The 21448-nt window shown below is 65.0% G+C and carries 17 protein-coding genes and 1 pseudogene; 6 read left to right on the top strand and 12 right to left on the bottom strand.

The window, feature by feature from the left end:
• From ACFQPB_RS14695 to ACFQPB_RS14670, 6 genes and pseudogenes are all read right to left on the bottom strand, one after another.
• Nucleotides 1-474 (bottom strand): annotated as a pseudogene (locus ACFQPB_RS14695) (electron transfer flavoprotein subunit alpha/FixB family protein); the annotation flags it as partial.
• Between the two features lie 2 nt (nt 475-476).
• Nucleotides 477-1226, bottom strand: coding sequence for an electron transfer flavoprotein subunit beta/FixA family protein (locus ACFQPB_RS14690; RefSeq protein WP_382224716.1), 750 nt, complete (start codon nt 1224-1226; stop codon nt 477-479).
• Between the two features lie 127 nt (nt 1227-1353).
• Nucleotides 1354-2646, bottom strand: coding sequence for a mechanosensitive ion channel family protein (locus ACFQPB_RS14685; RefSeq protein ID WP_382224713.1), 1293 nt, complete (start codon nt 2644-2646; stop codon nt 1354-1356).
• The gene (locus ACFQPB_RS14680; RefSeq protein ID WP_382224710.1) at nt 2643-3464 is read right to left on the bottom strand and encodes an enoyl-CoA hydratase; all 822 of its coding nucleotides are present in this window, start codon (nt 3462-3464) and stop codon (nt 2643-2645) included. The genes ACFQPB_RS14685 and ACFQPB_RS14680 overlap by 4 nt, the downstream gene beginning before the upstream one ends.
• A 73-nt stretch (nt 3465-3537) precedes the next feature.
• Nucleotides 3538-5019, bottom strand: a complete 1482-nt coding sequence (locus ACFQPB_RS14675) for a mechanosensitive ion channel (RefSeq protein ID WP_382224707.1) — start codon at nt 5017-5019, stop codon at nt 3538-3540.
• 63 nt (nt 5020-5082) lie between these two features.
• Nucleotides 5083-6033 carry a histone deacetylase family protein gene (locus tag ACFQPB_RS14670; protein ID WP_382224705.1) on the bottom strand — a complete coding sequence of 317 codons (951 nt, stop codon included), beginning with the start codon at nt 6031-6033 and terminating at the stop codon, nt 5083-5085.
• Here ACFQPB_RS14670 and ACFQPB_RS14665 point away from each other — a divergent pair.
• The 3 genes from ACFQPB_RS14665 to ACFQPB_RS14655 are packed head-to-tail and all read left to right on the top strand — an operon-like array spanning nt 6032 to nt 9944.
• Entirely contained in the window at nt 6032-6985 is a 954-nt protein-coding gene (locus tag ACFQPB_RS14665; RefSeq protein WP_382224702.1) for an AAA family ATPase, read from the top strand. The genes ACFQPB_RS14670 and ACFQPB_RS14665 overlap by 2 nt on opposite strands.
• A complete protein-coding gene (locus tag ACFQPB_RS14660; RefSeq protein WP_382224699.1) occupies nt 6982-7959 on the top strand; it encodes a DUF58 domain-containing protein in 978 nt (325 codons plus the stop codon). The genes ACFQPB_RS14665 and ACFQPB_RS14660 overlap by 4 nt, the downstream gene beginning before the upstream one ends.
• Entirely contained in the window at nt 7956-9944 is a 1989-nt protein-coding gene (locus ACFQPB_RS14655) for a transglutaminase TgpA family protein (protein ID WP_382224725.1), read from the top strand. The genes ACFQPB_RS14660 and ACFQPB_RS14655 overlap by 4 nt, the downstream gene beginning before the upstream one ends.
• Before the next feature lie 24 nt (nt 9945-9968).
• Here the strand turns inward: ACFQPB_RS14655 and ACFQPB_RS14650 are convergent, their stop codons facing one another.
• Nucleotides 9969-10745, bottom strand: coding sequence for a substrate-binding periplasmic protein (locus ACFQPB_RS14650; RefSeq protein WP_382224696.1), 777 nt, complete (start codon nt 10743-10745; stop codon nt 9969-9971).
• 258 nt (nt 10746-11003) lie between these two features.
• Between ACFQPB_RS14650 and mltB the strand changes: the two genes are divergently transcribed.
• The 3 genes from mltB (at nt 11004) to ACFQPB_RS14635 (ending at nt 14586) form a co-directional block, all read left to right on the top strand.
• A complete protein-coding gene (gene mltB, locus ACFQPB_RS14645) occupies nt 11004-12083 on the top strand; it encodes a lytic murein transglycosylase B (protein WP_382224722.1) in 1080 nt (359 codons plus the stop codon).
• 148 nt (nt 12084-12231) lie between these two features.
• Complete coding sequence (locus ACFQPB_RS14640) at nt 12232-12912, top strand: response regulator (RefSeq protein ID WP_382224694.1); 681 nt, start codon at nt 12232-12234, stop codon at nt 12910-12912.
• 27 nt (nt 12913-12939) lie between these two features.
• Nucleotides 12940-14586: a sensor histidine kinase gene (locus ACFQPB_RS14635; protein ID WP_382224691.1), complete on the top strand. Its 1647-nt coding sequence runs from the start codon at nt 12940-12942 to the stop codon at nt 14584-14586.
• A gap of 54 nt (nt 14587-14640) precedes the next feature.
• Here the strand turns inward: ACFQPB_RS14635 and ACFQPB_RS14630 are convergent, their stop codons facing one another.
• From ACFQPB_RS14630 to ACFQPB_RS14610, 5 genes are all read right to left on the bottom strand, one after another.
• Entirely contained in the window at nt 14641-15456 is an 816-nt protein-coding gene (locus ACFQPB_RS14630) for a substrate-binding periplasmic protein (RefSeq protein ID WP_382224688.1), read from the bottom strand.
• A 132-nt stretch (nt 15457-15588) separates the two neighbouring features.
• Nucleotides 15589-16377, bottom strand: coding sequence for a substrate-binding periplasmic protein (locus ACFQPB_RS14625; RefSeq protein ID WP_382224685.1), 789 nt, complete (start codon nt 16375-16377; stop codon nt 15589-15591).
• A gap of 94 nt (nt 16378-16471) precedes the next feature.
• On the bottom strand, nt 16472-17437 hold the full coding sequence (locus tag ACFQPB_RS14620; RefSeq protein ID WP_382224682.1) for an alpha-E domain-containing protein: 966 nt from the start codon (nt 17435-17437) through the stop codon (nt 16472-16474).
• 16 nt (nt 17438-17453) lie between these two features.
• Nucleotides 17454-18893 (bottom strand): circularly permuted type 2 ATP-grasp protein, encoded by a 1440-nt coding sequence (locus tag ACFQPB_RS14615; protein WP_382224679.1) that lies wholly within the window; start codon nt 18891-18893, stop codon nt 17454-17456.
• Nucleotides 18894-18968: 75 nt separating this feature from the next.
• On the bottom strand, nt 18969-21392 hold the full coding sequence (locus tag ACFQPB_RS14610; protein ID WP_382224676.1) for a DNA internalization-related competence protein ComEC/Rec2: 2424 nt from the start codon (nt 21390-21392) through the stop codon (nt 18969-18971).
• Nucleotides 21393-21448 lie beyond the last annotated feature (56 nt).

Below are 21448 nucleotides of genomic sequence, written 5' to 3'. Positions count from 1 at the left end.
CGTTGCAGCAGCGGCGTCAAAGCCGGTGGTGCGCACGGTGAGCACCTTGGTCGCGTCCAGGCTCTGCACCGTGGCAATGGCGTTGCCCGCGTAGATGGGGCGCTCAAAGGTATCGGCGCTGATCACCTTGGTGATGTCGCTGACCTGGGCCACGTCCAGCTTCGCGGCCACACGCGGGGCCACGTTCTTGCCACTGGCGGTGGCGGGGAACAGGAGGTGGCTGTAGCCTGAGGCGATGGCCAGGACTTGGGCAGCGACGTTCTCGGCCAGGCCATGGGCCAGGCCGGCGTCGTCGGCGTGGATGACTTTGCTCACACCGGCGATTTGGGCGGCTTGTGCGGCAGCGGCAGCGGCGTTGTGCCCGGCCACCAGCACGTGCACATCACCCCCACAGGCCAGGGCTGCGGTCACGGTGTTGAGGGTGGCGCCTTTGATGCTGGCGTTGTCGTGTTCGGCAATAACAAGTGCTGTCATGGTCAGATCACCTTGGCTTCGTTTTTCAGTTTGTCGACGAGGGCGGCGACATCAGCCACCTTGATGCCGGCCTTGCGCCCGGCGGGCTCGGCCACCTTGATCGTTTTGAGGCGCGGCTTCACATCCACACCCAGGCCTTCGGGCTTGACCACGTCGAGCTGCTTCTTCTTGGCCTTCATGATGTTGGGCAGCGTCACGTAGCGCGGCTCGTTCAGGCGCAAGTCGGTGGTGATGACGGCTGGGATGGACAGAGCCACGGTTTCCAGGCCACCGTCCACTTCGCGGGTGACGTTGACCTTGTCGCCAGCCACTTCAACCTTGGAGGCGAAGGTGCCTTGGGGCAGGTCGGCCAAAGCGGCCAGCATCTGGCCGGTCTGGTTGGCGTCGTCGTCGATGGCCTGTTTGCCCAGAATGACCAGGCCGGGTTGTTCCTTGTCCACCAGGGCTTTCAGGAGCTTGGCCACGGCCAGGGGCTGGAGTTCTTCGCTGGTTTCGACCAGGATGGCGCGGTCGGCGCCGATGGCCATGGCGGTGCGCAGGGTTTCCTGGCACTGGGTGACACCGCAGGAGACGGCGATCACTTCAGTCACCACACCTTTTTCTTTCAGGCGCACCGCTTCTTCGACGGCGATCTCGTCAAACGGGTTCATGCTCATCTTCACGTTGGCGATGTCCACACCCGTGCCGTCCGACTTCACCCGGACCTTCACGTTGTAGTCCACCACGCGTTTGACGGGGACCAAGACTTTCATACCTGCGGCTCCTGAAAGGTTGTAAAAAAAACGTGCCAACGAATTTACGTTTACGTCAACGTCAACTTCGTCTTCGATTGTAGAACGAGATCAGCAGAAAAAACGAACGACCGTGCTTTTTTATGGATTATACGGGTGGAGCGCCTTTGGCAACGTGCATGACACGTTGCGGAAACGGTATTTCAATGCCATGGCTCCGGAAAGACTTGAGGATGGCGCGGTTGATCTCCGACTTGAGGTTGTTCTGGCCATTTTCGGGGTCGGCCAACCAGTAGCCAACCGTGAACTCCAGCCCATCGGCGCCAAACGCGGTCATGGCCACCGAGGGGCCTGGGTCTTGGAGCACACGGGGCGACGCCCCTGCCGCCTCCAGCAGCAGGCGAGTCACCAGCTCCACGTCGCTGTCGTAGGCCACCGACACCACGGTGGACTGCCACACCTTGGGATCGGCCAGCGACAGATTCTCCACCCGGCTGGTGATGAGGGTTTCATTGGGCACGATGGCTTCACGCCCGGCCAGCGAGCGGATCACTGTGTAACGAGCATTGATGTCCGTGATGCGGCCCTCGAACGTGTCCACCCGCACAATGTCGCCAATGCGCATGCTGCGCTCGGCCAGGATCACAAATCCGCTGACGTAGTTGGCCGCCAGCCGCTGCAGACCCAAACCAATACCCACCCCGACCGCGCCACCCAGCACCGACAGAGCAGTCAGGTCGATGCCGACAGCAGACAGCGCCACCAACAGGCCGACAAACATCAACAGCGCACGCGTGGCGTTGCTGATGGCCTTGCGCAACGAAAGCTGGCCGCCCACCGCCGAACGCAGCAAACGCGCCTCGATGGCCGATGACACCCACAGGCTGAGAATCAGCACACCACCTGCGGTGATGGCACCTTCGATCACGTTGCGCAAACTGATCTGGCTGCTGCCCACCTTCCAGGAAATCTGGTCCATTTCGGCCAGCACCACGGGCAACAGGCCACTGACCCACAACACCATGGCCAGCCAGGCCACCCACGAAATGGTGCGCTCCACCGCGCGCACCCAGGCGGTTTCCTCAAAGGCCGCGCGCATCACCTTGACGCACACGCGGATGACCACCAAGGACACCAGCACCGGGATCACCACCTTGAACGCCGCCAGCGGCGCCCACTTGAGCAGCAGCGCGCGCGCGATGTAGCTCAGGCCCAGCAACAGCGTGGGGAACAACACGCCGTCGAACAGGCTGCGACCAAACAGAATGGAGCGAGGGTCGATGCCGCCACCGAGGGAGCGTCGCAGCAGCGCCACCAGGCCCAAGGCCAACAACACACACAGCGCCAGCGCGGCGAGTTCGACCAGCACGCCGGGCTGGGAAAAGCCCTGCAGCCAGGCAGAAAAGTCGTCGATGGGGCGGGCGGACGTGGTGCTGCTCATGCCTGGCCCTCCTGGCCGGGCGCGACGGGACGCCATGCGGGGGCCCGCTTCTCGATGAAGGCGGCAACGCCCTCTTGCGCCACACCGTGCACCATGTTGCACGCCATGGTCTGACCGGCAAGCTGGTAGGCGGCTTCTATGCCGGTCTCACGTTGCTGGTAGAACAGCGCCTTGCCCATGGCCACCGCCTCGCGGGGTTTGGACAGGATGGCGGCGACCAGGCGTTCGACCTCGGCATCCAGGCTGCCCAGCGGCACCACCCGGTTCACCAGCCCGCGCGTTTTCGCTTCCGCCGCGCCGATGAAGTCACCCGTCAGCAACATTTCCATGGCCTGTTTGGCGGGCATGTTGCGCACCAGCGGCACGCTGGGCGTGGCACAGAACAGGCCCACGTCGATGCCGTTCACACCGAAACTGGCCGTGTCGGCCGCGACCGCCAGGTCACACTGAGCCACCAGTTGGCAACCCGCCGCCGTGGCCAGGCCCTGCACCCGCGCAATCACAGGGACCGCAAGCTTCTGGATGGACAACATCACCCGGCTGCACTGGGCAAACAGGCGCTGGTAGTAGGCCAGTTCGGGCCGCGCACGCATTTCCTTGAGGTTGTGACCGGCGCAAAACGCTTTGCCGGCCGCCGCCAGCACCACGGCGCGGGCGTTGTCGTCGCGGGCCACGTCGTCCAGGGCTGCTTGCAGCGCCACCAGCATGGCCTCGCTGAGCACGTTGTAGGCCTGAGGGGTGTGGAGCGTCAGGGTGTGCACGCCGCGTGGGTCACGGGCGTGCAGCAAGGGTGTGTCTGAAACAGGGACTTGGTTCATCCCCGAATTGTGAACCAAGGCCCATGACCGTTGCATGGCACGGGCCGCTCTGCAGCCCGCGCGTGGTGGCTCATCAAGGCTGCGACGAGCCGTCGTCGCGCCAATAACGCGACAGCCAACGCGTCATCAATTTGCCCGCAGCTTCACGCCCACCCAAACCGAAGGACAGCGCCACCGCCACCGCAATCGCGCCCAGCGTCAGGCCGAACGCGAGGTTGACGATGTCGTCTGCAATACCCATGGCCCGCAAGCCCATGGCCACCACCAACGCCACGATGGCCACGCGCGCGATCCGCGCAAGCCCCTGCGAGTGGGGTCCGCTGGCCCGGTCGATGGCGTCATGGGCCAGGTTGGCGAGCCAGAAGCCGATGATCAGGATGACCGAGCCCAACAGGATATCGCCGCCAAACCGGATGAAGGTGGACACGATGTCGCCCACCTGCGTGAAACCCAGTTGCTGCGCCGCCTCGACCGTGGCAAACAACATGGCAAAAAACAGCGCAACGTGCCCCACGAAGGCGGAGGCAGTCGTCCGCTCGAAGGCGTGCTGCAAGCCAATCAGGCTGGGCAGGCGATCAAACCCCAGCGTGGTCAGAAGACCGGCCAGCAAGCGGGTGGCAAACGAGGCCACGAGCCAAGTCAGCACCAAAATGAGGCCGGCCGCAATGATGTGTGGAACAGCAGCCATCATCATGCCCAGCATGTCGGTGGCAGGTCGCGAGATGGCCTCGATTTTGAGTGCATCGAGTGCCGCGATCAGCGCCGGCACAAACACCGCCACGAACACGATCATGCCCGCCACCTGCGACAAGCGCACCGTGTCGCCCAAGCCGGCGCTTTGCGCCAGGCGGTCGCTGCCCGCCGTCTGCAGCAGCTTGGCGCTGAGCTTGCTCAACACGGTGGCAAGAATCCAACCCACCCCACCGATGACAACTGCGGCGACCGCATGAGGCACCATGTCCAGGGACTTGGTCACCATGGCGCGCAATGGGTCGAGCAAACCTTCCATTTGCAGCGCGCCAAGAATGGCCGGGACGAACAGCAGGATCACCAGCCAGAACAAGGCCTGCGCCAACCCATCGCTGATCGGCGCCATGTCCGCGTGTTCGGCCAGCGATTCGTCCAACGATGTTTTGGCCAGCACTTTGGTGACGGCCAACCGCACCACGCTGGCGAGCAGCCAGGCCACCAGCGCCAGCACCAGTCCGGCCATCAACCTGGGAGCGTATTCAAACACCTCGGTGAACAGCGCCCCCAGAGGTCCAGACACCAAGGTCAAATCGAGCGAATTGAGCACGGCGGCCAACACGAACAAGAGCACGGCCCAAAACAAGGTCAGCGCAACACCGCTCTCCAGATTCAACGCCTGCCCGGTGATGCGTTGAAACCCGCTGTTCAGCCCCAGCAGGCCCAGCCCACGGCGTGCACCGGCCCGCACCAGCACAGCGGCCACCCAGCCCAAAACCAGCACCGCCAGCGCACCCAACAACTGCGGCACCTGCCCGCCCAGCCCGGCCTGCACCGCATCCCACATGGTGTTCCAATGGATGTTCATTTGTTTCCTCCCCTGTTGTCACGGTAAAAAAAGTGGGCCACAGGAGGCCCGCCGCCAAAAAAATCAGACGTCGGCCAGCACCCTCAGGTGTGCCTCCACGCTGCGCGCCAGGGCGCTGAGGTTGTAGCCCCCTTCGAGGCAGCTCACGATGCGGCCCTGGGCGTGCCGTTTGGCCACCTGCACGATGCGCTCGGTGATCCAGGTGTAGTCGTTCTCCACCAGTCCCATCTGCCCCATGTCGTCCTCCCGGTGGGCGTCAAAGCCGGCGCTGATGAAAATCATCTGTGGCCGGAACGCCTCCAGCCGGGGCAGCCACATCATGTCGATCAGTTCGCGCACGTCCATGCCACGCGTGTAGGCCGGCACCGGCAAGTTGACCAGGTTGGGGGCGTTCGAGTGTTCGCACTCCGGGTAGAACGGGTGCTGGTAGAAGCTGCACATCAGGATGCGTTCATCGCCCGCTACGATGTCTTCGGTGCCGTTGCCGTGGTGCACGTCAAAATCGATGATGGCCACACGCTTGAGCCCATGCCGCGCCAGTGCGTATTTGGCGGCAATCGCCACGTTGTTGAAAAAACAAAAGCCCATGGCCTTGTCATGGGTCGCGTGATGGCCGGGCGGGCGCACCGCACAGAACGCGTTCTCCAGCTCGCCAGCCATCACCGCGTCGGTGGCGTCGATGGCCGCACCCGCCGCCATCAACGCGGCCTCCCACGTGTGGCGGTTGATGGAGGTGTCCGGGTCGATGTTGGCGTGGGAGGGACCACCGGCCTGCATGTCCTCGATGAGGCGATCACTCAGCCCACGCAAGGCGGCCACGTGCATGCGGTCGTGCGCCAGTTCAACATCCGACAGCGCCGCCGGGGTGGGCTCTCGGCGCTCCAGGGCGTGGTCCAAGCCCGTGATCAGCAGCCGGTCTTCGATGGCGTCCAGGCGTTGGGGGCATTCGGGATGGCCCTCGCCCATCTCATGACGCCTGAACAGGGTGTGGGTGAAATATCCGGTCGGCTTCATGGCAACAAATTTCCGCTATGGTGCCGGCATGGACGACACACGCCGACAAATTCACGATCTGCTGGATCAGCTTAACACGGTCATCTTGGGCAAACCTGACCAGGTGCACGATGGCGTGGCCTGCCTGCTGGCGGGAGGCCACCTGCTGATCGAAGACGTGCCTGGGGTGGGCAAGACCACCCTGGCCCATGCCCTGGCCCGCTGCTTCGGCCTGCAGTTCTCGCGCGTGCAGTTCACCGCCGACCTGATGCCCAGCGACCTCACCGGCGTATCGATCTACGAACGCGAAAAACAGGGCTTTGTCTTCCACCCCGGCCCGGTGTTCGCGCAAGTGCTGCTGGCCGACGAGATCAACCGCGCCAGCCCCAAAACCCAAAGCGCCCTGCTCGAAGCCATGGAGGAAAAGCAGGTGACGGTGGAAGGGGAAACCCGGCCCTTGCCTGAACCTTTTTTTGTGATCGCCACCCAAAACCCACACGACCAACTGGGCACCTATGCCCTGCCTGAGTCCCAGCTCGATCGGTTTCACATGCGCCTGTCGCTGGGTTACCCAGACCGAGCCGCAGAACGCGCGCTGTTGCGGGGCGAAGACCGGCGCGACATGCTGAGCACCCTGAAACCGTTGATGGATCTCGCTGGCCTGCGTGCGGCACAAAAGTCGGTGCTGGCGGTGCACACCGCCGATGCGGTGCTGAATTACCTGCAAGACCTGGTGGCCGCCACGCGCTCGGGGCGGTGGTTTGTGCAGGGCTTGAGCCCACGCGCCGCGCTGGCCGTGCTGAAAGCGGCCAAGGCCCAGGCCTGGCTGGACCAACGCGACTATGTGGCACCGGACGACATCACGGCCGTGTTGCCACAAACCATCGCCCACAGGCTGGTGGTGACCGGCGATGCCGGGCGGGGCCCGCAGGAGCAGGTGCGCGCCATGATCGCCGCAGTGGCATTGCCGTGACCAAGACCCCGGAGCGCCCCAGGCTGCGTGGCCGCCTCACGCGCTGGTTCATCAACCGGCTGCCACGCGCCGACCAACTGCGGTTGACCCACCGCAACGTCTACATTTTGCCCACGCGCGCCGGCCTGATGCTGGGGCTGACCCTCATGCTGCTGCTCGTGGGCAGCATCAACTACCAGCTCAACCTGGGCTACCTGCTCACCTTTTTGCTGCTGGGCTGCAGCGTGGTCGGCATGCATGTGTGCCACGGCAACCTGCGCGGCCTGCAGCTGCGGCTAGAGCCACCCGAGCCGTGTTTTGTCCGCCAGAATGCGGTCATCAACATCACCCTGGACAACCCGGGCCGCGCCCGCCATGGCATTGCGATGGGGGAGGCCGGCACCGACCACTGGAGTTGGACCGACGTGCCCGCCGAGGGCAGCGCCCGTGTGCAGGTAGGCTGGTCGCCGCCAAGTCGGGGGCGCCACCCGCTGCCGCGGCTCACGGCCCAGACCGGTTTTCCCCTGGGCACCTTCCGGGTTTGGACCTACTGGCGGCCGGCGGCAGAGCTGCTGGTCTACCCCGCGCCCGAGTCGCCCGCGCCGCCGCTGCCCCCCGGTGAACCTCGACCAGGTGGCGTGAACGCACGCCATGCGCACCGCAGCGGCGAATTCGACGGTGTGCGCAGCTACCGCCGGGGCGATCCGATGAAAGCCGTGGCCTGGAAAAAAGCCGCGCAGGTGTGGGCCGCTGGCCGCGATGAACTGGTCAGCCGCGACCAGTCCGCCCACTTGCAAACGCATGAGCTGTGGCTGGACCCCGCACAGTGTGGCGGCGCGGACATCGAACACCGGCTGTCCCGCGTTTGCGCCTGGGTGCTGGCAGCCGAGCGGCTCGGGTTGGACTACGGTTTGCGGCTGCCCAGCCAGGAGATCCCACCCGACCAGGGCCCGGCCCACCAACGGCGTTGCCTGGAGGCACTCGCGCTGTGCTGAAGCCCCTCAACACCCCATTGGCAGGCCTGCCACGCGAGGTGCGCGATACCCTGTTCCTGCTCACCGTGATCGGCTGGGTGGTACTCATGCAGGCCGCGCACATCCCACCGTGGTGCCTGGGCCTCACCGGCGCCCTGCTGGGCTGGCGCGCCTACCTCACCGTCCGGCTGCGCCCTCTGCCCGGCCTGTGGACACGGGTGGCGCTGCTGGCGCTCGCGGTTGGCGCCACGTACGCCACCCACCGCACCATCCTGGGCCGCGACGCCGGGGTCACGCTCATCGTGGTGCTGCTGGCCCTCAAGACACTGGAGCTGCGCGCCCGCCGCGACGCTTTTGTGGTGTTTTTCTTGTCCTTTTTCACCCTGCTGACGCATTTTTTCTACTCGCAGTCCCTGCTGACTGCGGTGGGCATCCTGCTGGCGCTGTGGGGGTTGCTGACCGCGCTGGTCAACGCCCACATGCCCGTGGGGCACCCGCCGTTGTGGTCGGCCGCGCGGCTGGCCGGTGGCATGGCCTTGCTGGGCGCGCCCATCATGTTGGTGCTGTTCATGTTGTTCCCACGCATGGCGCCACTGTGGGGCATTCCCAGCGATGGCATGACCGGGCGCAGCGGCCTGTCGCCCACCATGAGCGTGGGCAGCATCGCCTCGCTGGCGCTGGACGACAGCATCGTCATGCGCCTGAGCTTCGATGGCCGCCCCCCCCCACAACGCACCTTGTACTTCCGGGGGCCGGTGCTGAGCCGCTTTGACGGCCGCACCTGGCAACCTGCGGTCGATGGTCTGCTGCCCGGCCGAGGCATGCGTGCGCCCGTGACCACCCAGGGTTCGCCGGTGCGCTACCAAGTCACCCTGGAACCCAGCAACCGGCCCTGGCTGCTGTTATTGGACACCGCCACCGAGACTCCCACCGGGCCGAGCCTGGGTCCACAAGACCTTGTCCGCACGCCCGACCTGCAATGGCTGCTGCGCCGGCCCGTGACCGACCTGCTGCGCTACGACGCCCAGAGTTTTGTGGACTTTCAATACGGGCCGCAGCAGGCTGTGCTGGGCCTGCAAGAGCACGTGGACCTGCCACCGGGCTTCAACCCCCGCACCTTGGCGCTGGCACAAAGCCTGCGCCAGAACACACCCAGCGCCACGCCCCAGCAGTTGGTGGAGCAGGCCCTCGAACGCCTGCGCACCGGTGGCTACACCTACACGCTGGAGCCAGGCCTTTATGGCGAACACACGGCCGACGAATTCTGGTTCGATCGCAAGGCCGGCTTCTGCGAACACATCGCCTCCAGCTTTGTCGTCCTGATGCGCGCGCTGGACATCCCGGCACGCATCGTGACCGGCTACCAAGGCGGCGAGGTCAACTCGGTGGACGGGTTCTGGACCGTGCGCCAGAGCGACGCCCATGCCTGGGCCGAGGTCTGGCTGGCCGGGCGTGGCTGGGTGCGCGTGGATCCCACTTCGTCGGTGGCGCCAGGGCGCACCGGCACGCTGCAGCGGCTGCGGCCCGAGCCCGGCCTGCTGGGCGCCGCCATGCTGACCGTGAGTCCTGACATGGCCGCCCGCCTGCGCGCGCTGTGGGAAGCCGCCAACAACAGTTGGAACCAATGGGTGCTCAACTACACCCAAAGCCGCCAGTTCGATCTGCTGCGCCGGCTGGGTCTTCAGGCCACCGACTGGACCGACCTCCTCCACGCTATGGTGGCCGTGGTGGTGGGCGCCGCCGCCCTGGGCGCACTCTGGACCTTGTGGGAACGCCACCACACGGACCCATGGCTGCGACAGCTGGAGCGCGCCCGCGCGCGCCTGCGGCGCGAGGGTGTCACCGTGCCCTTCAACAGCACGCCACGCCAACTGGCACAACTGCTGCCCACCCACCTCACACCCGAAGACCGCGCAGAACGCCACCGCTGGCTGATGGAAATGGAAGCACAGCGTTACCGCGCGGCGTCCGCGTCAGGTCAAAGGACATCCGGTTCCAAATTGTGATGCCCCCGCAAGCGAGGGTTTTGTTCAGCGTGGGAGGAGGTCAGCGAGGTCGCCGCGCTCCTTCAGCTTGGTGTACGCCCGGTTCAGGCGCTGCAAGGCCTCGGTCTTGTTCAGCGATTTCGGGATCGCGAGGTGAAGCGGATCGACGGCAACGACCTTGGGCAGGACCACGAACTCATCGGCCCGGTCCTTGAATTCGGGCGTGGATTCGATCATCGTCTTCACGCCCACGCGTCCAGCGCCGACAAAAATGGCATCGACACGGCCGGAGAGCAGCTTGCGCATGCGGTTGAGCTGGTTCGGGTCGCGATCGACCAGGATGTCGCCGCGAGCGATCGCCGCGTCGACCTCGTCGCGGTAGCTGGAACCGAGTCCGGCACCGATCAACTTGCCCTTCAGATCGCTCAGCGACTCGAAGCGGAACTCACGCCCCTTCTTCACCACCAGCACCACCTCGGTCGGGTAGATCGGCACGGAGTAGTCCATCTGCATCGACCGCTCTGTGGTCCATGAAATATTGGCCACCGCGCCCTGCTCCCGCTGCGCCATCCAAAGTGCCCTCGCCCACGGTACAAGCTGAATCTCATACCGGTCACCAGTTTCCTTTTCCAGGCGCGACAGGATGGCCGGAAAGGCCCCGGCCACCACGCCAGCGTTCATGTAGGACACAGGGGGAAATTCGTCGCTGCCGTAGACCGTGATGACCTCGGCGTGGAGCGGGAGCACGATCACGAAGAGCAGACCTGCCAGGCGGCGAGTGATCGAAGCGGATGACAAAACCATAGCTTTCAAGTGTGCCACGGCTTCGCATCAAAGCGCCTGCAGCGCAGCTTCCCATTGAGGGTTCGCCCCGTTGGGCTTGTGGATGCCGCGCCGCGAATGCACGTGCGCAGGCTCAATGCCAGGACTTTGTCCAGACCCGCCGGCTGTGGCTACACTCAAACGCGAACCCAGTTGATCGCCATGGCCTTCCCTTCCTTCTCCGCCGTCCCCAATACTCCTGCCTATGTCAACCGCCCAGCCTGGGGCTTTGTAGGTGCCGCGCTCGCGAGCCTGCTGATGATGGGCACCGCCCCGGTTGAGGCCAACACCACTCAAACCACCCAAAAGACGGGCCCAAAAGAGCGCGCCACGCCCTCGTTCCGGTATGCGGGCCACGAAGCCGCGATGGCTTTCGCCGATCAGGTCGCTGCCCGCCACGGGCTGGCCCCCCAGTGGGTTCGGCAGCACATCGGCCAGGCCGAACGTGTGCCAGCGGTGCTCAAACTCATTGCCCCGCCACCCAGCCCAGCGGCCAAGAACTGGGCCGCCTACCGCGAGCGCTTCATCGAGCCGGTGCGGGTACAGGCCGGTTTGCGCTTCTGGCAAGCCCACAGCGATGCCTTGGCGCGCGCGCAGGCCGAATACGGTGTGCCGGCCGAGCTGGTGGTCGGCATCATCGGGGTGGAGACGTTGTACGGCCGGCACACGGGCAACTTCCGTGTGCTGGACGCCCTGGCCACGCTGGCCTTTGACTTCCCTACCAGCCACCCGCGTGCCGCCGCACGCGCCGAGTACTTTCAAGGTGAACTGGCGCAGCTGTTGCTGATGTCAAAACGCCACAACGTGCCCCCCAGCCAATGGCGGGGCAGCTATGCAGGCGCCATGGGGTTGCCCCAGTTCATGCCCACGAGCTGGGAGCGCTTCGCGGTTGATTTCGATGGCGATGGCAAGGTCGACCTGCAAGGCAGTCCGGCGGACGCCATCGGCTCGGTGGCCCACTACCTCAAAGCCTACGGCTGGCAAAGCGGCATGCCCACCCACTACCCCGCGCGCTTTGATGAAGCCACGCTGGATCTCGACACGCTGTTGGCACCTGACATCCTGCCCAGCTTCAGCGTGGCCACCCTGCAGTCCAAAGGGGTGCGGCTGGACGAGGACGCCCAGCGCCATGTGGGTTTGCTCGCACTGGTGCAGCTACACAACGGCGACCCGGCAGCGGGGGGCGCCCCACCCAGCTACGTCATTGGCACCGACAATTTCTACACCGTCACCCGCTACAACTGGAGTAGCTACTACGCCTTGGCGGTGATCGAATTGGGCCAAACCGTGGCACGCGAGCGGGCGGCCCAAATGTCAAAACCCAAGCCCACCGATTAACAAAAATTGCCGACCAACGGCACTTGACTCACACTCCCGCTGTTGAAAAACAGCAATATTTTGGGGAGTGGACATGGAGTTTTTTGCGACAGCGCCGGCGCCTTCGGCAGCGCCCCGGTCCGCGACTGTCCCGTGGTGTGTCCTGCTGGTGGATGACGACGCGGAAGTGCACGATGTGACCCGCTTGGCCCTGCGCAAGTTTGAGTTCCAGCAGCGTGGGCTGGAGTTGCTGTCAGCCTACTCTGCCCGGGAAGCCCAGCAGGTGTTCCAGCGTCGCAACGACATCGCTCTGGCGGTGGTCGACGTTGTCATGGAAACCGAACACGCGGGCCTGGAACTGGTGCGCTGGCTGCGCGAGACCGACCAAAGCCCGCTCACCCGCCTGGTGTTGCGCACCGGGCAGGCCGGCCTGGCGCCCGAGGAGCAGGTGATCCGCCAGTTCGACATCGACGCCTACAAGGAAAAAACCGAACTGACCACCCTGAAGTTGCGCAGCGTGTTGTACACGTCTCTGCGCAACTACCGCGCGCTGGCCGACAAAGACCTCCACATGGACAGCCTGCTGATGCTGATGCGCGAACTGCCGGCGTTGCGCGCCGCTGGCCCTTATGAGGCGGAGCTTCGTGCCAAGGCCTTGTTGCGCTCGGGTTTCCAGATCGACGCAGCCGAACTCAGCTGGGCTGAAGCCCCCCTGTCAGGCGGCACAAGCCCACGCATGCGCGTGCATGAAGGTGCGCTCCTGCGCCTGAGTCAACGACAACAAGCCCATCTGAACGCCTGGCTGGACGCGCTGAGCGCCGCCTGGCCACAGCCCTCCACCGCCGCCTGAGTTTCCCTGCCACTGGTCGCCAGCGCGATGCCACCGTTGACCCAAGGCCCCGCACGGCGGTCCTTGTCCGGGTTGCTGGTCAAGTCGATCCTCATCGTCGCCTGGACGGTGGGGCTGCTCATCAGCTTGGTGCAGGTGGCCTACGACCTGCACCAGGTGCGGCAGTTGCCTGCAGACAACCTGGCCACAGTCCGCGGCATGACACAAGAGCCGCTGGACGCCAGCGTCTACGGGATGGATCAGGCCCGGGTGGCAGATATGCTGGCCGGCCTTCTGACGCTCCCCTACATACGCGAAGCACGGGTGGTGTTGGACGACGGATCGGTTCTGGCCGAGGCCACTGGCCCCAAAAGAACGCATGGGCAACCCTGGCTCAACGACCTGCTGTTTGGGCCGGCACGCCAGTACATGTGGTCCATACATTCGCCGCCTGGACGCGAATTCCAGTGGCTGGGCGAGATCCACATCACCTACGACACCCACGCGGAAGCGAATGCGTTTCTCGCGCGTGCTGGTGCCATCTTGGTCGGCACCATGTTTTACGCGCTGGTGCTGGCCGCGCTGCTGCTGCTGACCTACGACCGGGTGTTGCGCCGCCCCCTGGTCAACATCATCCAGTCCATCCAGTCGGCCGACGTGGACCGACCCGAATCGGCCCGCCTGGCCGTGCCCGCCGGCCACGAAATGACCGAAATTGGGCAACTGGCCGCCATCGCCAACCAGCACCTGGGTTCCATCGACCGCCTGCTCACCCAGCTGCGCGAAGCAGAACAGCGTCTCAACGACTACTCGGACCAGCTCGAAGTGACGGTGGCCGAGCGCACACGCGAACTCAGCCTCAGCCTGGAACAGCTGCAGAACGCCCGCGACCAGTTGATCAACAACGAACGCCTGGCCTCGCTGGGCACGCTGGTGGCGGGGGTGGCGCACGAGGTGAACACGCCGCTGGGCATTGCCGTGACCGCAGCGTCTGTGGTGAGCGAGGCCCTCGATTCGATCCGAGACCACTTTCAGGCCGACAGCCTCACGCGGGAAACCTTCTCAGCGCTGATGCGGGAGGCCCACGAAGGCCAGCTCATTGTGGTGGGCAACCTGTCCAGAGCGGCCAAGCTGGTGCGCGACTTCAAACAGGCTGCGGCCAACCAAGCGGACGAAACGCTGTGCGAATACGACATCGCCCAGACCACGCGAGCGCTGATCGCCAGCCTGCACCCGGAGACCAAAAAAATCCCCGTTGTGCCCCACTTCGAAGGCCCTGTGTCGCTCAAAGGCATGGGCTACCCCGGTGTCCTCATGCAGGTGCTGACCAACCTCATCATGAACAGCGTGCGCCACGCTTTTGAGGGTGTTGCCAAACCGTTGATCGCCATCGAGTTGCGTGAGGCCCACGGTCAGGTGGAACTGATCTACCGAGACAACGGCATGGGCGTGCCGGCGGCACTGCACAACCGCATTTTTGAACCCCTGTTCACCACCCGGCGAGGCCGGGGTGGCACCGGCCTGGGGTTGAACATCGTCTACAACCTGGTGACACAAAAAATGGCCGGGCAACTTGACTTCTGGTCAGCACCCCAGCGCGGCGTCACCTTCCGCCTGCGTTTTGCGCTCAAGCAAGCCTGGGACCAACACGACGCACCTGAAGGTTTGAAGCCAGACGTTGTTGTGCCGGTTTGAACCGAACGCCACCAGCACAGCGAGCCACAAGCACAGCGAGGCCATCACGGCAGCTCACTGCGACAGCAGCGGCAGGTGTTTTCGCTGCAGTTCCCGCAAGCCGTCGGTGGCTTGCAGCTTGAGCAACTCTTGGTCAAAACCTTTGCGCAAAACCTCACCGTGTGGATGTTGTTTGGAAAAGGCAACGCCAAAACCATCGTTCGACACCTGACCCACCATGCGAACCTTCACGTTGCGAAGTTCCGGGTTGGTCTGAAGTCGCCAAGCGGCGACCGTTGCGCCCGTCACCGCAAGCTCGATGCGCCCCCGCTCCAGCATGAGCAACAAGGCCGAATCGCTGGCCGCCGAGACGCGGACGATGGCTTTGTTGTTCTTGAACCAGCCGGGGTACTGGTAGCCCTGGACAAAGCCCACTGTGCGCCCCTCCAGGCCATTGGCATCGATGGTTTGACGTGGCGCTGCGGCGCGGGCCAGCACCGCCAGCGGCTCGTTGAACAAGGGGGTGGAGTGCAACGCATAGTCTTTGCGTATGTCGTCGCTGAAAACCGAATTGAAGCAGCCGGCGATCTTGCCTATCCGCGTTTCGTGCATGCAACGGCCAAAGGGCATGACCACGAGCTCAACGGGCACGCCCATGTTGCGAAACACCAGGCGCACCACCTCGACCGCGTAACCACGTGGTGGTTGCCCAGGCCCGTCAACCCAGGCAAACGGCGGCCAGTCGTCTTCGACACCGATGACGGACACGGTGGTGTTGGCGGGCGGCTCCGCCTCCGGGTCGGCCGCGACCGACCGCACCACCACCACACCGGCCACCACACCGGCCACTGCCGTGGCCAGCGACGCCCATACCCACGCCCCAAGTCTCATACCGCCCTCCCAAGCCTTGCGCATACAGGCGCACTTTTTTCATTATGGTGCCCAAAGTGACATACAAAACCAGCAAAAAATCACCCGTCTGCTCAAAATGCATGCCCGGTAGCGCCGCAACCAATGCTGCCGTCAAGGCTCCAGAGCAGACAGGTGTTTGCTCCGCAAAGCGGTGAAAACGCCCCGGGCCTGCAGCTTCACCAGCGCCTGATCAAAGCCGTGGCGCAGTGCCTCACCCTGGGGGTGGCGACGCGAAAACGCGACCCCAAACCCGTCGTTGGACACCTCCCCCACCAAGCGCAGTTTCACACCGCGCAGTTCCGGGGCCGTTTGCAGGTACCACGCGGCCATGGTCGGACCGTAGAGGGCAAAATCCACACGCCCCCGGGCCAGCATGAGCAACAAAGCCTTGTCATTGCGGGCCGGCACCCGGGTGATGGTGGTGCTTTTGATGAACCAATCCGGGTACTGATAAGACTGCACATAACCCACCGTGCGGCCTTGCATGGCCTGTTGGTCCACCACCTCACGCGGGGCAGACGCCAGGGCCAACACACCCAGCGGTTCATGGAACAGCGGTGCCTGGTGCAGGTGGAACTCCTTGGCCGTGTCTTCGTTGAACATGGAGTTGAAGCAGGCCGCCACTTTGCCCAAACGCGCTTCACGCATGCAGCGCTCAAAGGGAAGGACCACAAGCTTCAAGGGCACCTTCATTTCACTGAAGGCCAAGCGCACCACATCCACCGAGTAGCCCTGGGGCTGACCGTCTTGCCCCACCCAGGCAAACGGCGCGCAATCGTCTTCCACACCCACCACCACCGGCTTCGGCGCGGAGGGCGTCGGCGTGGCGCCGGCATGAGACAACACACCGCCCAACACCAACACCGCGGCCAGCAGCGGGCGGCAGACGCTCTTTTTCATCGACACACTCCCTGTCCACGTCCATCTGCGTGGTTGCCCGGTATTGTGCCGAACGCCAGGGCTGTGGCAAGCCCGGCGACGCCTGCGCGCCGGGTCAGTCGAGGCTGGGCACCAAAAAGTCCTGGCTGATGCGCCCACCCAGTTCGTTCACCCGGTCGAGGAACTGCGTGAGGAAGGCGTGCAACCCGGTGGCCAGGATTTCGTCGATGCGCCCGTACTGCAGATCGGCACGCAACTTGCCCGCACGCCGCTCGGTTTCAGACGAGTGGTCATTGGCCACCACCGCCAGGTTGCTGACCAGCTCGTTCATGCTGGCGTGCAGGCTGCGCGGCATGTCGGCACGCAGGATCAGCAATTCGGCCACACGCTCCGGTTTGATCACGTCGCGGTAGACCTTGCGGTAGACCTCAAAGCCGCTGACCGAACGCAGGATGGCACTCCAGTGGTAGAAGTCGTACTCCTGATCGAGTTCGCTGGCGGTGCCAAAAAAATCGCTATGCACCGCGTGAAACTTCACGTCCAGCAGGCGCGCCGTGTTGTCGGCACGCTCCAGAAAGGTGCCCATGCGGTAGAAGTGGAAGGCTTCGTCTTGCAGCATGGTGCCGATGGCCACGCCACGCGAGAGGTGGGAGCGGAACTTGACCCATTCGAAAAACTGACCCGGATCGCGCTCGAACTCCTTGCCCTTGAGCATGCGCGTGAGTTCCAGCCAAGTTTGGTTCTGGGTTTCCCACAGTTCGGTGGTGAGGGCGCCGCGCACGGCGCGCGCGTTTTCACGCGCCGCACGCAGGCAGGACACGATGCTCGAGGGGTTGTCCTCGTCGCGCACCATGAAGTCCAGCACATCGCGGGGTTTGACCTCGCCCTGTCCGTAACGGCTGCGGTAGCTGGGCATCAGCTCGCTGATGGTGAGCAGGCCTTCCCAGCCCACTTCGGCCACGGCGGCCGATTGGGGCAGCAAGGAGGTCTGGTAGTTGACATCCAGCATGCGAGCGGTGTTTTCGGCGCGCTCGGTGTAGCGGGACATCCAGAACAGGTGATCGGCGGTTCGTGACAGCATCTTGTTTCGCCTTCTTTCAGTCTTCCAGAATCCAAGTGTCTTTTGTACCGCCACCCTGTGACGAATTCACGACCAGCGAGCCTTCCTTGAGGGCCACACGGGTCAGGCCACCGGGCACCATCTGCACCTCCTTACCGGAGAGCACAAAAGGACGCAGGTCGATGTGGCGCGGGGCCACGCCACTTTGCACGTAGGTCGGGCAGGTGGACAGGCTCAGCGTGGGCTGGGCGATGTAACCGTCGGGCTTGGCCTTGACCGCCTGACGAAACGCCTCCACCTCGGCCTTGGTGGCCGCCGGCCCCACCAGCATGCCGTAGCCACCAGCGCCGTGCACCTCCTTGACCACCAGTTCCTGCATGTGGTCCAGCATGTACTTGAGGTCGTCGGGCTTGCGGCCCATGTAGGTGGGCACGTTGTTCAATATCGGCTTCTCGCCGAGGTAGAAGTCGATCATCTGCGGCACGTAGGGGTAGATGGACTTGTCATCGGCCACACCGGTGCCAACGGCGTTGCAGATGGTCACATTGCCCTTTCGGTAAGCATCCAGCAGGCCGGCACAACCCAGGGTGCTGGTGGGGCGGAACACCAGGGGATCGAGAAAATCGTCATCGACCCGGCGGTAGATCACATCCACCCGCACCGGCCCGCGTGTGGTGCGCATGTAGACGAAGTGGTCCTTGACGAACAGGTCTTGTCCCTCGACCAGCTCCACACCCATCTGCTGCGCCAGGAAGGCGTGTTCGAAGTAGGCGCTGTTGTACATGCCCGGTGTGAGCACCACCACCGTGGGTTCGGCGGTGTGGGCGGGGCTGGAGGCGCGCAGGGTCTCCAGCAGCAGGTCGGGGTAATGGGCCACCGGGGCCACCCGGTTCTGCGCGAACAGCTCGGGAAACAGCCGCATCATCATCTTGCGGTCTTCGAGCATGTAGCTCACGCCGCTGGGCACGCGCAGGTTGTCTTCGAGCACGTAGTACTCGCCCTCGCCCGCCGCGTTCGGTGCCCGCACGATGTCGATGCCAGCGATGTGGGAGTAGATGTGGTTGGGCACATCCACGCCCACCATCTCAGGCCGGAACTGGGCGTTCTGGGTGATCTGATCGGCGGGAATGACACCCGCCTTGATGATCTCCTGGCCGTGGTAAACATCGTGGATAAAGGCGTTGAGCGCGGTCACGCGCTGGACCAAACCCTTTTCCATCGAAGCCCACTCGTGGGCAGGAATGATCCGGGGAATGAGATCGAAGGGAATCAGACGCTCGGTGCCGGAGCCGTCTTCGTCCTTGGCGCCGTAAACGGCAAAGGTGATGCCGACACGGCGAAAAATCATCTCGGCTTCTTCGCGCCGGGCCGCCATCACCTCGGGTGGCTGTTCGCCCAGCCAGGTGGCATAGGCCTTGTAATGTGGCCGCAGGCTCTCGGGCCCGGTGTACATCTCGTCGAACTGCTGAAGTTGCATGTGATCTCACTCCTGTCTGATTCAAGCATAGCAAGTACCGCGCCAACTGACCGCAAGCCACGGTCACGGTGTGGCCTAGTCGGCGGCTGGCATCGCATCGTCGCCCCGCTCGGGCATGGTATGCCGATCGGGACGCTGGGCGGGCGCCCGCCAATGCCAGTAGCGGCGCGCGGCGTCGCGGTGGCAGTGCAGCTGATCGGGTTGGGCACTGCTCCAGCGCATTTCGCCGCACGATGGCGACGCTCGCCACTGCGCACCTCGGGCCTCGTACCGCGCCACGACTTCGGGCGCCGGGTGGCCAAACCGGTTCAGATGCCCGGCCTGTATGAGTGCCCAGGTCGGCATCAATTCGTTGAGCCAGACCGGGCTGGACGATGAGCGGCTGCCGTGGTGCGGCACCACCAGCACGTCGGCCCGCTCGCCCGGGTGGCGGGCCGCCAACCTCACCTCCTGGTCGTGTCCGACGTCGCCGGTCAACCATGCCACCTGCCGGCCGTTGCTGATCCGCAGCACGCAGGACAGCGCATTGGCCGGCGCGCCCACGCGCAGGTGATCGGCCGGGTCGGGGTGCTTCACCTCAAAGGTCACGCCGTCCCAGACCCAGCGCTGGCCCGTTTCGCACAAGGCGGGGCCCGTGGGTGCGAAACCACGTGTGGCATGCGTGGGCACATAGGACGCCAGCCAACCCGCTTGTGGCTGGGCCCGCAAGACCGAATCGGCGCCGCCTGCGTGGTCGCTGTCGCGGTGGCTGATCACCAGCACATCGAGCCGTTCGCCCAGGCGCCGCAGCCAGGGCACCAGCACCCGCTCGCCCACATCCCCACCGCTGCGGTAGCGCGCGCCGGCGTCAAACAGCAGGCTGTGGTGGGCGGTCCGAACCAGTATCGCGCTGCCCTGCCCCACGTCGGGCGCCCACACATCGAACGCGCCAGCGGCAGGGCGCGCCGGCACAAAAGCCAGGGCGGGCCATGCCAACAGGGCACCGAGGCAACGCCAGGGCAACGGCACCCTCACCACGGCCAGCACCGCACCACACACACCCATCACCGCCACCGGCCACGGCGGTGCTGGCGCATGCCAAACAGCCAGCGGCCACTGGGCCATCGGTTGGAGCACCGCCGACATCACCGTCAACGCCCAGGCGGCCACGTCCCACACAGGGGCGGCCAACACGCCCAACAAAACCAGTGGCGTGACCAGCAGCGTCACCCAGGGAATGGCCAGCAAGTTGGCCAACAGCCCGACCACCGACACCTGACCAAACAACAACAGGGTGAGGGGCGCCAGCGCCAGCGTCATCACCGACTGCTCGCGCAGCATCGAGCGCAGGGCCTGCCCCGCAGAGGCCGTCTGTTGGCCCTGGGGGTTTGACACAAACAGCAGCATCACCGCCACAAAGCTGAGCCAGAAACCGGGCTGCAGGCCGGCCCACGGGTCTGCGGCCAGCACCAGCGCCAGGCACCACAACCACACCAGGGGCCACGGCCAGTCCAGCCCATGCCAGCGCAGCACCACCACCGTGGCCAGCATGAACACCGTGCGCTGAGCCGGCACACCCCAGCCCGCCAGCAGCGCATACGCTGTGGCCAACAACAGCCCACCCAACGCGGCCGCCACCGGTGTCGGCCAACGCAGCAGCAGCCCGGGCCACACCGGTGCCAGCCGCCGCCAAACCAGCCCCACGAGGCGGGTGGCCAGCCAGGCGAACAGCGTGATGTGCAGGCCAGAGATGGCCATCAGGTGGGCCACGCCGGTGTCGCGGTACACCTGCCAGTCGTCGCGGGCGATGGCCGACTGGTTGCCCACCAGCAATGCCGCGATCACACCAGCGGCGCGTGCATCCGTCACCCGCTGCACCACCGCCGATGTCAGCTCGCCGCGCCAGCGGTCGATCGGGTGGCGAGCGCTGTCGCCAACCCACTCGGGAGCGGGCACCTGGCGCCCGCTGCGCACCACACCCGTGGCACCAATGCCCTGCTCCCACAGCCACAACTCGCGGTCAAACCCGTGCGGATTGGCCAAACCATGCGGTGCACGCAACCGCACAGGCCAGCGCCACACCTGGCCGGCCTTCAACGTGTCGGGCGCGGCGGGCCAGAACAGCCGCACCCGCTTGGGCAGCTCGACGGGACGTCCGTCCAGGTCGGCCGAATCGACACGGACCACCAGCATCTGCCCATCGGGATGGCTCTGGGGCAAATCGGCCACGACCCCACGCAACCACAGCGGGCGCTCCTCCCACTGCGGCGCCAGGACATCGGCCTGCAGCGGCAGCGCACGCCACCCTGTCGTGGCAAAACCCAGCAACGCGGCACACAGAAGCGCGAGGCCGGGTTGCCACACACGCCCGCCCACGGCCGCCGCCGGCGCCACCCGCCAGGCCCAAGCGGCAACCAGAGCCACGCACAGAACCACCCCATAGGCAGCAACAGGCCACAGCTGCGGCTGCTGCCATTGCAGCGCCACCCCGATCGCCCATCCCGCCAGCCACGGCCACATGAAACGGCACTCATTCCATCAACACAGGCTGCCCCATTTGAGTGGATGGTGTCGGA

This window comes from Hydrogenophaga atypica (genome assembly GCF_042665215.1).
Lineage (GTDB): Bacteria > Pseudomonadota > Gammaproteobacteria > Burkholderiales > Burkholderiaceae_C > Hydrogenophaga > Hydrogenophaga defluvii_A.
The sequence above is the reverse complement of the archived record's forward strand: the minus strand, read 5'-3'. Positions and strand labels throughout refer to the sequence as shown.